This window comes from Aeromonas sp. 95A, from assembly GCF_051919235.1.
Taxonomy (GTDB): domain Bacteria; phylum Pseudomonadota; class Gammaproteobacteria; order Enterobacterales; family Aeromonadaceae; genus Aeromonas; species Aeromonas veronii.
The window spans coordinates 1388846-1401133 of sequence record NZ_JBQBFC010000001.1; the positions used below are offsets into that span (position 1 = coordinate 1388846).

Below are 12288 nucleotides of genomic sequence, written 5' to 3' on the forward strand. Positions count from 1 at the left end.
CTATTTGCCCCGCAGCTTACCTGCCTTGGAATAAAAAGAAAGCTTTGGCCTGCAGATAGACAAATGCCGCCAATAGCTGCGGCATATCGTTTCTATTAGTGAGTGATGTCGTAAGTCATATCGGGCGTCATATTTTTTCCAACTCTCTTTTCCTCGAGCACTCAACCTTCTTTCCCTGTGCCATTGATGCGAATTAAAAACTGAATATGTAACTTCTCAGTTATCTCGAGAGGGTAGAACCTGTTGCTAGGGTAAACATAACTCCCGGCTAAAGGACTTATAACGCAATAACACAACTACCGCAGCATCTTGGAACTAGAAGAGCCAAACGTTGATAGTTATTCTTGAAGCATTTGTTATATACATTATGACAAACCGTTTTTAATTAAATTAAACACTCTATCAAACAACCCATATATTTTGCTGTCAATCCCTTCCTTGTTAAGTATATTTTGCTCAGATTCAATTTTTTTAAGCTTGAGACCATTTACAGGCGTTAAAACAAACATGCCAGTCAGTTTGTTTTCATTAGAATAAGCCATTATGGCATTTCCTGAGTAAGCTCGAATAAGCACTCGACCTAATTCATCCGAAAAATATTCTTTTTGGTTTGATGCTGAAACATTACCAGCAGCATGCGCAGCGACAGCTAGGTAAAAACATATTAATACAACACGCCCAATCGATGCCTCACCAAATACTTTATATCTCTGAGTTAAACCACCATAACCCCTCGACCACTCAATAACTTTACTTTGAGCATCACTATACGAACCATAACTTTTTATTTCAAAAAATGGCATTATTATCTGAAACCACATATTCATAAAAGGGATAGTCAGAAAGAAAACCTTCTTATACCACTCTGCATCAATAAAAAGACACAATATCACCGCAGGAATAAAAATAACCCCATATGAGTCAAAAATTTTAGCTATTGGTTTATCCGCATACTTATCATTAATAACCGTAGTAACCAGATCTAAAACTTGATAAACCAATCCCGTCAGACCTAGAATAGACAAACATGCTAAAATTATTGACTTAACCTCAACCTGTAGTAACCCTTCTGGAACTTCAAAATATGAGAGATAGCTTCTCTCAAAAATATATGCCACCAAATAGGACATTGCAGTTATAACTAGTCCTACTATAGCTTCATTACTAAAAATGATATTAGTACTACGTTGTTCTTTCAATTTAAAACCTCAATTATCTACAGAACACATATTGCTTCGTATATCGTGCCCAGTTCTGTCAGACAGTTCAATAAAAATGACATGTCTTTTCAATATTTTACTGTCGGCATCTTCAAGATAGCCCTACCCTTACTATCGGATAAATGGAAGCTATCCCTTTATAGACAATCTATTGTATCACTCCCACCCAAGTTTTATAAATTTACAACATTGTAGGTGGTGCATATATTCGTAAGCCAAGAACCCTTTGCTATCAATATAAAAATAGCGGGCCAATGGCCCGCTTGGTTATATTTCACTCACACAATCCTCACACCGGCGGATGAAAATGGCTGGCCTCACGGGTGGCCATCTCCTCGTAGGTGGCCCACTTCTGCCACGCCACTTTTTGCGCCACCTGCATCAGCCGCTGCGCCTCCTCCGGGTGGCTCTGGGCCAGCACCCGATAACGGGTCTCCTCCTGCCGATATTCAGCGAGGGGGATGGAGGGGCGAAGGCTGTCGAGGCTGAAGGGGTTCTGCCCCGCACTGCGCAGTACCGGGTTGTAGCGCATCAGCGGCCAGTGGCCGGAGGCCACGGCCCGTTTTTGCTGGGTCAGGCCAAACTCCATGTCGATACCGTGGGCGATACAGTGGCTGTAAGCGATGATAAGCGACGGCCCCGGATAGGCTTCGGCTTCACGCAAGGCCTGCAGCGCCTGCTGCGGGTTGGCACCAAAAGCGATGCGGGCAACATAAACGTTGCCGTAGGAGATGGCTTGCAGCGCCACATCCTTCTTCGCCAGCGTCTTGCCTCCCGCCGCGAACTTGGCGACGGCGCCGAGCGGGGTCGATTTCGACATCTGGCCGCCAGTGTTGGAGTAGACCTCAGTATCCATCACCAGCACGTTCACATCGCGTCCGGAGGCGAGCACATGATCGAGCCCCGCCGAGCCGATGTCATAGGCCCAGCCATCGCCGCCGATGATCCAGACCGAACGGCGCACCAGCTGATCGATGAGTGACAGCAGCTCGCGGGCCTTGCCGGATTTCACCTCTTCCAGCCGCTCCCGCACTTGCGCGACCCGGGTGCGCTGGGCGCGGATCTCCGACTCCAGCCGCTGCGGGGCGTTGATAAGCGACTCGACCAGCGCCTCCCCCAGCTCCCCCTTCATCGCTTCAAGGGCCGCCACCGCCTGACCGTGATGCTGATCGGCGGTGAGACGAAAACCAAAGCCAAACTCGGCGTTATCCTCGAACAAGGAGTTGGACCAGGCCGGCCCCTTCCCTTCCCCGTTCTTGGCCCACGGGGTGGTCGGCAGGTTGCCGCCATAGATGGAAGAGCAACCGGTGGCGTTGGCCACCAGCATGCGATCGCCAAACAGCTGGGTCAGCAGCTTGAGATAGGGGGTCTCGCCACAACCCGCGCAGGCACCGGAGAACTCGAACAGGGGTTCGAGGAACTGGGCACCGCGCACCGTGGAGAAATCCACCCGCTCGCGGGCAGGCCACTGCAGACTCTCGAACCAGCGCAGCGCCTGTTTCTGGCCAGCCAGATGCGGCGCCTTGTCCATCATGGTGATAGCGCGCTCGCCCTCGTGTTCCTCATCGGCCCCGGCCCGCACCGGACAGGCCTGCACGCACTGACCGCAGCCGGTGCAATCCTCCGGATAGAGCTGCAATGTGTAGCGGCTGTCGGGGAAGCCCTTGGCGGTGACGGGCACCGACTGGGCAGCCTCGGGGGCGGTCGCCAGCCAGTCCTGATGGTAGAACTTGGCCCGCAGCGCCGCGTGGGGGCAGACAAAGACGCAGTTGCCGCACTGGATGCAGATATCGGAGTGCCAGATCGGGATCTCGCGGGCGATATCGCGCTTCTCGAAGCGGCTGGTGGCGGTGGGGTAAGTGCCATCCACCGGCAACATGGAGACCGGAATAAGATCGCCGCGCCCAGCCAGCATCTCGCCTGTGACCCGCTGGACAAACTCGCTGCCCCCCGGTGCCAGTGGCAGCGGATAGTCGCTGATCTGCTCGTCACCGGCCGGGATCGCCACCTTGCTCAAGTGAGCCAGGGTGTCATCCACCGCCGCGAAGTTGCGCTCGACCACTTCGGGCCCCTTGCGGGCATAGCTCTTCTCGATGCTCTCCTTGATCAGCGCAATCGCTTCGTCCCGCGGCAAGATGCCAGCCAACGCGAAGAAGCAGGTCTGCATGATGGTGTTGATGCGATTGCCCATACCGTTGCGTTCGGCCACCCGATCCCCATCGATGCAGTAGAGCTGGATATTGAGGGCACGGATACGGGCGCGTAGCCGCTCGGGTAGCTCTGCCCAGACACGGTCAGCCTCATAGGGCGCATTGAGCAGCAGGGTCGCCCCTTCGGCGGCGTGCTCCAGCAGATCGACCGATTCAACAAAACCCCACTGGTGGCAACCGATAAAGCTCGCCTGCTCGATAAGCCAGGGGGCGTCGATGGGCTCGGGGCCAAAGCGCAGGTGGGATACGGTGCGCGAGCCCGACTTCTTGGAGTCGTAGACGAAGTAGCCCTGGGCGTGGAAGCCCTCCAGCTCGCCTATGATCTTGATGCTGTTCTTGTTGGCGCCCACCGTGCCATCGGCACCGAGGCCGAAGAAGAGCGCCCGCACCCGACTGGCAGGCTCAAGATCACCGATGGGATGCCATGCCAGACTGAGGCCCGACACATCATCCACTATCCCCACGGTAAAGCGCGGGCGCGGCGCATCGGATGCCAACTCCTCGAACACCGCCGCGCACATGGCGGGGGTGAACTCTTTGGAAGAGAGGCCGTAGCGACCGCCACTGAGCCAGGGCAACCGCTTGATAAGGCCGCGCTGCAAGCCGTCGATCAGCGCGCTCTGCACATCCAGCAGCAGCGGCTCGCCGCCCGCCCCCGGCTCCTTGGTTCGATCCAGCACCGCCATGCGCCGCACGCTCGCGGGCAACGCATCGAGCAGCGCCTGTACCGGGAAGGGGCGATAGAGGCGAATGACCAGTACCCCGGTCTTGCGATCCTGTTGGTTGAGCCAATCCACAGTGGTGCGGGCGGTAGCCGCCCCCGAGCCCATCAGCACGATGACGTCGGTGGCATCGGGCGCGCCGTGGTACTCCACCAGCCGGTAGTGGCGGCCGGTCAGCTCGCCGAGATTGTCCATGCACTGCTGCACCCGCGCCGGTACAGCCTCGTAGAAGGGGTTGACGCTCTCGCGGGATTGGAAATAGGTGTCCGGGTTCTGGGCTGTGCCACGCATCACTGGATGATCCGGGTTGAGCGCCCGCGCACGGTGGGCGCGTACCCAGTCGTTGTCGATAAGGGCGCGAATCTCATCCCGATGCAGGGCGGTGATCTTGTTCACCTCGTGGGAGGTGCGAAAGCCGTCGAAGAAGTGGATAAAGGGCACCCGGCACTGCAGGGTGACGCTATGGGCTACCAAAGCCAAGTCCTGCGCCTCCTGCACCGAGCCGGAGGCTAGCATGGCAAAGCCGGTGCTGCGCGCCGCCATCACGTCCTGATGGTCGCCAAAAATCGACAGCCCCTGCGCCGCGAGCGAACGGGCCGCCACATGGAACACCGCCGAGGTGAGCTCACCGGCGATCTTGTACATGTTAGGCAGCATCAGCATCAGCCCCTGACTGGCGGTGAAGGTGGTGGCAAGCGCCCCCGCCTGCAGGGCGCCGTGTACCGTGCCGGCAGCCCCCCCTTCACTCTGCATCTCCACCACGGTGGGGATGTTGCCCCACAGGTTGGTTTGTCCCTCCGCCGCCCAGGCATCGGCCAGTTCGGCCATGGTCGAGCTCGGGGTAATGGGGTAGATGGCACACACTTCACTCAGCTGGTAGGCCACCCGGGCCGCGGCTTCGTTGCCGTCGACCATGATCAGTTCATGTTTCATTGGGACTCCTCCGGTTGGCGCAGCTCGATGGCGTGACAAGGGCACTGGTCGTGACAGGCACCGCAGCCGGTGCAGCGCTCGGCATCCACCTGATAGCCTTTGCCCGGCCCCAACTTGGCGATGGCCTGCTCAGGACAGCTGCCATAGCAGCCGTCGCACTCGAAGCAGTTGCCGCAGGAGTAGCAGCGCGCCGCCTCGTAGCGGGCAGCCGTCTCGTCTAGTCCGCCGATGATCTCGCCAAAGTCATCCCGCGCCCACGCCGGTTTGACCGGCTGGCTGCTGGCGGGCGCGTGGGTCTGGAACCAGAGTTGCAACTGCTCTGGCCCCACCAGCGGGTAGGAGAGCATCTTTTGGTAGTGGCGACCGCGCAGCCAGGCATCCATATGGCGCGCCGCCTTCTTGCCATGGCCGGTGGCGATGGTGACGGTGCGCTCGGAGGGCACCATGTCGCCGCCCGCAAAGAGACCCGGCACATCCGTCATCAGGTTGCCAGCCACCTGTACGACCCCCTCCTTGTTGACCCGCACGCCGGGAATGCTCTCCAGCACCGAGAGGTCGACCTCCTGACCGAGCGCCAGAATAAGGGAGTCCGCTTCGAGGGTTTCAAACTTGCCGGTGGGTACCGGTTTGCCCTCGGCATCCAGCGCCATCACCTCCACCTCAATATTGGTGTTGTCGAGCTGGCGGATGCTGCGCAGCCAGTTGATCTTGATCCCCTCCTCCTCGGCCTCGTCGGCTTCGAAGGCGTGGGCCGGCATATGATCCCGGTCGCGGCGGTAGATGATCATCGCCTCCTCGACCCCGAGGCGGCGGGCGGTACGGGCCGCATCCATGGCGGTATTGCCACCCCCATAAATCGCTACCCGCCGTCCCAGTTTGGGGGGTGGCAAGCCCTGCTCTTCGGCCAGACTGGCCTGTTCGAGGAAGCTCACCGCATCGAGGATCTTGCCCGCTTCCCGGGCCGGAATATCGACCCGCTTGGCCAGATGGGCGCCGATGGCCATAAAGACGGCATCAAAGCCCCCCTCATCGCGCTCGCGCAGCACATCCTCCACCTTGTGGTTGAGAGTCAGCGTCACCCCGGCCGCCACGATGCGGGCCACCTCCCGATCCAGCACGTCGCGGGGCAGACGGTAGGCGGGAATGCCAAAACGCAGCATGCCGCCCGCCAGCGGCCCCGCTTCGCGGATCTCCACCTGATGGCCGAGCCGGTTGAGGTGCCAGGCGCAGGAGAGACCGGAGGGACCAGCGCCTATGACCAGCACCTTCTTGCCGCTGGCGGGCGAGGGGGGCGCAGGCAGCCAACCTTTGGCCAGCGCTTCGTCGCCGAGGAAGCGTTCGATGGCGTGGATGGAGACGGATTCATCCACCTGCCCGCGGTTGCAGGCGCTCTCGCAGGGGTGATAACAGACCCGGCCATGAATGGCGGGCAAGGGGTTCTCTTCGATCAGGGTCTGCCAGGCCGCTTCAAAGCGACCGGCCTGCGCCAAAGAGAGCCAGGCCTGGATATCTTCTCCGGCCGGGCAGGCGTGATTGCAGGGTGGCAGGGCCGGCCGCCAGACGGGTAGCCGGGTACGCACCGGGCCTGTTCCCGTTTTCAGGGAGAGATCCGGCAATGGGGTCATGTCCAGTTGTTTGCTCATACATTGCTTTCTTCTTTTTGTGTGACAGGCCCCACCCGATGGCGCTTGATACCGTGTAGCCGAAGCGGACGGTGGCCGGATGGGGAAGAAGCGAAAGCGTTAGAAACTGGGAACTGAGTCGATAATGGCGGCTTTTTTGTACTGATTAGCGAATCAGGATCAAAAAATGTTGCACTTTATGGTTCATAGAGACCAGAACGTGACTCAAGTAACATCTTCTCCAGCTGACCGCTGGCTTTCAGTTTGGCGAGGCCCCGATTGAAGGTTTTGATCAGTTCGTCAGCGTTGGCGCGCTTGCGGCTGATCAACAGGTGACCTTCGACCTTCATCACGGGTTTTGAATGGGTTGCAAAGAGATCGACCGTGCTGGCCGGGTAGAACTGACGCAGGGAGTAGTAGCCGACATCTATGTTCTCCAGGGTCAGGTCGGCGCGGCCGGAGAGCAGCAGATCGAAACTCTGGCGCAGCCGGGTGACGAACTGCACCTGCAGCGGCACCTGCGCGATGGCTGCAAAAAAATCTGCATTGTAGGTATAGCCACTGACCGCAGCCAGCTTGCGATCTGCCAGATCCTGATAGCCACGCCATTCCAGCGGATCGGACTTGAGATAGAACCAGACGTAGGTCTCGCTCAGGATGGGATCGCTGTAGAGATGGGTTTTGCGCCGCTCGCTCGACTCATACCAGTGGACTGTGCCATCCACCACTCCCTCCTCCGACAAGCGAAAGGCCCGCTTCCAGGGCAAAAACTGGAACTTGACGCTCACCCCTTCACTCTTGAATGCCTCGCTCACCACATGAGGGATAAGCCCCTGATATTTCAGCGTCTCGGAGCAGTAGGGCGGATACTCCCCCGTGGTCAGGGTCAGCTCCTGCGCCCAGAGCCCGTGGCAAAGAAGGCTCCCCGCCAGCAACCAGCTTATTTTCATCCCGATGCCCTCTTGTTCTGTTTTCCCAACTATAGACCGCCCCCTTGAAAGGATTGCCGGATCGCCGGGGAGCCGTTATGTTCCCCTTTTTCCAGGCGATCGCGCCGCGTCACAAGGATATGAAGATGCCCAGGCTAGACAGCATTCACCTCTACCCCATCAAATCGACTGCAGGTATGCCGCTGGCTCGCGCCCGGGTGACCGAAGAGGGACTGGCAGGGGATCGCCGCTACATGGTGGTCAAACCGGACGGCACCTTTATCACCGCCCGAACCCACCCCCAACTGCAACAGATCGTGGCCACCCCCATCGAAGGGGGCTTGCAACTGCGCTATCCGGGCTTTGAACCCCTCACCCTGCAAGAGGTCGACTTCAGCCGCGCCCCGCAAGCTACCGGAGTCTGGAGCGACCGTTTCACCGCCCTGCACACCGACCCCAAAGCCGATGGGTGGCTGAGCCGGGTGGCAGGGGAACCAGTGCAGCTGCTCTGGCTGGGTGAAACCTCTGATCGCTTTCGCGAGAAGACCGGCACCCGGGTCAGCTTTGCGGACGGTTATCCGCTGCTGCTGATAAGCCAGGCCTCCCTTGAGGATCTCAATCTGCGCTCCGATGCGCTGCATCAGATGAGCCAGTTCCGCACCAATCTGGTGGCAAGCAATACCCAGCCCTTCGAGGAGGACAGCTGGGTGCGTATCCGCATCGGCGAAGTGGAATTTAAAGTGGTCAAACCCTGCAGCCGCTGCATCATGACCACGGTGGAAGCAGGCACCGATCGCTTCAACGCCCTGAAAGAACCGCTGGCGACCCTCACCCGCTACCGCCGTGGCGAGGATGGCGAGGTCTACTTCGGCCAGAACCTGATCGCCCTGAACGAGGGGTGGATTGAGGCTGGCAGCGAGATCGAGGTACTGGAGCGCACCCGTCCGGTGGTCTATCCCGCCGCCACACCGAAGAAGCGGGAGCTGGTCTGCGTGGCCCGTGAACCGCTGGCGCGGGATCTGGAGACCTTCTGGTTCGAAGCAGCCGATGGCGAGCCCCTACCCGACTACCTGCCGGGCCAGCATCTGCCCATCAGTCTCGATATCAAAAACGAGCGGATTCAGCGGCGCTATACCCTGAGCTCTACGCCGGACCACCCGGAACGTTACGGCATCAGCGTCAAAAAGGTGGAGGGTGGCCGCATCTCCCACTGGCTGCACCAGCAGTTGCAGGTGGGTGATCGGCTGCTGGCCGCCAACCCCGCTGGTGAGTTTCACTTAGGGTCCGAGCGAAACCTACTGTTGCTCTCCGCAGGCTCCGGCGTCACCCCCATGCTGGCGATTGCCCGCACCCTGGCGCTACGCGGGGAGCTGGAAGAGGTTCACTTTATGCACCTGTGCCGTAGCGAAGCGGACATTCCCGCCGCCAGCGAACTGCATGCCATGGCGCAGCAGGGGATGACCCTCACCATTATCCTGAGCCAGCCGGACAATCACTGGCAGGGGCTGCAAGGGCGACTCAATGATGAGCATCTGCAACTGGTCAAAGGGTTGGCCGGGAAAGAGGTCTTTATCTGTGGCCCCCACGACTTTATGGCCAATGCTGCCTCCAAAGTTGCGGCCCTCGGCGTTCCGGCCGCGCGGATCAAACAGGAGAGTTTTGGCGGCGCCATTCTCTCGGTGGCCCGCCCCCATCAGGCGGTGCAACTGCGTATCGGCGCCCAAGCCTTTACCGGCAACAATCAGGGCACTGTGCTGGATCAGGCCAACAAGCAAGGCGTAGAGCTGCCATGGAGCTGCCGCGCCGGCATCTGCGGCAGTTGCAAACAGACGCTGATCTCGGGCGAGGTGGATCACCCCGACGCCCCCGCCATCACCGCCGCCGAACGGGCCGAAGGCAAGATCCTTGCCTGCTGCGCCGTGCCGCTCACCGACCTTGAAATCCAATGATCGGGTGATCGGGCCGCATTAACTCACGCCAACCCAGATGACCGGGGAATGGTCTTACATGCCATCAATCAGGATTACGCCTGATTGCACTTCGACTTAGAACAGCATTTCTGTCAGCCGAGATGCACAAATAAAAATCCGAAGCCATTTCAACCGGCTTCGGATTTTTTCACATTGGGGAATTAGAGCATGACCAATGCACGGTTAGGCGCTCGACGAGTTCTTCCCTCTATTGGCTCGGCAAACGGACACCTCTCCACGGATAGTGATGGCTCCCCGTCACGCTCAGATCAGCCCCCAAGCGGCAATCTGGTAGATCCACACCATCGCCAGCAATGTGCCGACCAATCCCATGATGACGCCGATGCGCACCATCTGGTGACTCTCCACCAGACCGGTGGCGTGGGCCAGCGCATTGGGCGGGGTACTGATGGGCAGCGACATCCCGAGCGAGACCGAGATGGTGACCGCCAGGATCAGGGTGTGGCTGCCGCCCCACTCGGCCAGCTCCGGCATGCTGACCGCCAGCGCCGCCACCAGTGGCAGCAACAGGTTGGCGGTCGCGGTGTTGGACATAAAGTTGGCCATCACCACTGCCAGCAGACAGGCGCCGATCAGCACCGCCAGCGTGGAGTACTCGTGGAACGGAATATGGGTGATGAGCCGCTCGGCCAACCCAGAGTCCTCCAGCGCCAGCCCCAGCGCGATACCGCCCGAGACCAGCCAGAGCACGTCGAGGGAGATCTTGTGCAGATCGTCCTTGGTGATAATGCCGGTGGTCAGGAACACAGCTACCGGGATCATGGCGACCACGTAGGAACTCATTCCGTGGAGATCCCCCAGCAACCAGAGCACTATGGTGGTGATAAAGGTGAGGTAGACCACCCAGGCGCGGGGGGTCTGCATAAAGCGCCCCTCAATTTTGAGATCCATCCGCTTGAGGGTGCTCGGGAAGAAGCGCCCCAACAGAAACCAACCGAGCAGCAACAACAGCACCACAAAGGGCACCGCAAATCCCATCCACTGACCGAACGAGATGGCATGCTCGCCGGTCAGGTATTTGAGGGCCACTGCGTTGGGCGGAGTGCCGATGGGAGTTCCGATCCCGCCGAGGTTGGCCGCCAGCGGAATGGCCAGCACAAAGCCGATTTTGGCCGGGTCCTTGTCGGGGAACGCTGCCAGCACCGGGGTAAGGATGGCCAGCATCATGGCGGTGGTGGCGGTATTGCTCATGAACATGGAGAAGGTGGCGGTGATCAACATCAGCCCCAGCATGACGATCCGGGGATCCTGACCGAACGGGCGCAGCAGCACCCGCGCCAGATTGACGTCCAGATGGTACTTGGTCGCCGCAATGGCGAGGAAAAAACCACCGAGAAACAGCATGATCACCGGCGAGGCAAAGGTCGCCATCACCTCGGTGGACTTGAGCAGCTCACCAAACCCCGGTTCAGCCTTGTCGGCAGTCATGAACCAGAGCCCCTTGTCGGAGAGCAGCAGCAGCTCCAGCACGATGATCAGCACCGAGGTAGCAAAGATAGGGATGGGCTCCAGGATCCAGCAGAGGGCGGCCAGCACGAAAATGGCCACGACCCGCTGCTCGATGACGGTGATCCCCTCCAGCGGAATCCAGTGGGTCGGGATCAGCAGGATGGTGAGGCTCAGCAGCAGTGGCAGAATAATCTTGTTATTGATGGGCACTATTGTCTCCAGGATCGGGAGTAAGAAGCCAATAGTGGCATAACATGCTATCGCCTCACGCGGCCAACTCGCCAAAATGAGAGCTGGCTAACTGCACGGCGCACCGTTTTGTGAGTCATATCAAGCTGGGGTCGGCGCGCTATGGCTGACGCCTCAATCCTTGCAACAAACAGGCAAAAAAACGGGCCCGCTGTTCGTTGCACACGACAGCGGGCCCGTTTCACCATTCAAGCCGATGAGGGGGCTCAGAAGTAGATGCGGGTCACCGACTCGATGACGCAACCCGGGCGGCGGATCCCTTCGATCTCAACCTTGATCTCTTTGAGCAGCTCCAGCCCACCCTTGATGGGGGTGACCCGGGCCAGCTTGGTGCGGGCGCGGATGTTGCTGTCCACCTTGATGGGGTACGGGAAACGTACCTGATCCAGCCCGAAGTTCACCACCATGCGGGCGGTCGGGAACTCGGGGGTGGCCTCATCGACCGAGCCGGTCAACTGCGGCAGCAGCGCCAGGGTCAGGAATCCGTGGGCGATGGTGGTCTTGAAAGGCGACTCGGCGGCCGCACGCTCCGGATCGGTGTGGATCCACTGGTGATCCCCGGTCACTGCAGCAAACTGATCGATCATCTGCTGGCTGACGTGCAGCCACTCGCCGACATGGGTCTCTTCACCAATGCGAGCCTGCAGGGCGGCATAGAGCTCGGCCGCCTCGGCCCCCAGCTCAACAGCGGGTTCCTGAGCCACGGCAGGCTGACCGTTGGCTACTTGTGCCACGGTTGCTGCATCCTGTTGCTGCTCGCTCTGGGACTCGGCTTGCAAGTCCAGCACACGCCCCAGCAAAGGGTGAAGATGTGCCTTTTGCTGAAACTCACGCCAGTAGTCGCGGATCGCCGGAGAGAGCCAATCCTTGAGCTCAAAGGGGTGCTGCGCCAGAATTTCGCGCTTGCGCTTCAGAAAATCGACAACTTTCATCTACCGATCCCTATTTGATTCAATGCCTGTA

The 12288-nt window shown here is 59.3% G+C and carries 7 protein-coding genes; 1 reads left to right on the forward strand and 6 read right to left on the reverse strand.

The window, feature by feature from the left end:
• Positions 1-365 precede the first annotated feature (365 nt).
• The 4 genes from ACTG2U_RS06035 to ACTG2U_RS06050 form a co-directional block, all read right to left on the reverse strand.
• Positions 366-1199, reverse strand: coding sequence for a hypothetical protein (locus ACTG2U_RS06035; protein ID WP_439974204.1), 834 nt, complete (start codon positions 1197-1199; stop codon positions 366-368).
• A 310-nt stretch (positions 1200-1509) separates the two neighbouring features.
• Positions 1510-5085 (reverse strand): pyruvate:ferredoxin (flavodoxin) oxidoreductase, encoded by a 3576-nt coding sequence (gene nifJ, locus ACTG2U_RS06040; protein WP_439974205.1) that lies wholly within the window; start codon positions 5083-5085, stop codon positions 1510-1512.
• Positions 5082-6728, reverse strand: a complete 1647-nt coding sequence (locus ACTG2U_RS06045) for an NAD(P)-binding protein (protein WP_439974206.1) — start codon at positions 6726-6728, stop codon at positions 5082-5084. Before ACTG2U_RS06045 ends, nifJ begins: the two co-directional genes overlap by 4 nt.
• A gap of 176 nt (positions 6729-6904) precedes the next feature.
• Complete coding sequence (locus tag ACTG2U_RS06050) at positions 6905-7657, reverse strand: substrate-binding periplasmic protein (RefSeq protein WP_257688162.1); 753 nt, start codon at positions 7655-7657, stop codon at positions 6905-6907.
• Between the two features lie 77 nt (positions 7658-7734).
• Here ACTG2U_RS06050 and ACTG2U_RS06055 point away from each other — a divergent pair, with 77 nt between their 5' ends.
• Complete coding sequence (locus ACTG2U_RS06055; protein ID WP_439974207.1) at positions 7735-9585, forward strand: MOSC N-terminal beta barrel domain-containing protein; 1851 nt, start codon at positions 7735-7737, stop codon at positions 9583-9585.
• Between the two features lie 285 nt (positions 9586-9870).
• Here ACTG2U_RS06055 and ACTG2U_RS06060 read toward each other — a convergent pair whose 3' ends face one another.
• Together ACTG2U_RS06060 and ACTG2U_RS06065 are read right to left on the reverse strand one after the other, a co-directional pair.
• Complete coding sequence (locus tag ACTG2U_RS06060; protein ID WP_005334328.1) at positions 9871-11286, reverse strand: SLC13 family permease; 1416 nt, start codon at positions 11284-11286, stop codon at positions 9871-9873.
• Between the two features lie 245 nt (positions 11287-11531).
• On the reverse strand, positions 11532-12257 hold the full coding sequence (locus ACTG2U_RS06065; protein WP_019445964.1) for a MaoC family dehydratase: 726 nt from the start codon (positions 12255-12257) through the stop codon (positions 11532-11534).
• Positions 12258-12288: the final 31 nt, after the last annotated feature.

What these genes read in the sequence shown, in the direction of transcription:
- ACTG2U_RS06055 (WP_439974207.1), top strand. Translation starts at nt 7,735, where the DNA reads ATGTTCCCCTTTTTCCAGGCGATCGCGCCGCGTCACAAGGATATGAAG.
- ACTG2U_RS06065 (WP_019445964.1), bottom strand. Translation starts at nt 12,257, where the DNA reads ATGAAAGTTGTCGATTTTCTGAAGCGCAAGCGCGAAATTCTGGCGCAG.
- ACTG2U_RS06050 (WP_257688162.1), bottom strand. Translation starts at nt 7,657, where the DNA reads ATGAAAATAAGCTGGTTGCTGGCGGGGAGCCTTCTTTGCCACGGGCTC.
- nifJ (WP_439974205.1), bottom strand. Translation starts at nt 5,085, where the DNA reads ATGAAACATGAACTGATCATGGTCGACGGCAACGAAGCCGCGGCCCGG.
- ACTG2U_RS06045 (WP_439974206.1), bottom strand. Translation starts at nt 6,728, where the DNA reads ATGAGCAAACAACTGGACATGACCCCATTGCCGGATCTCTCCCTGAAA.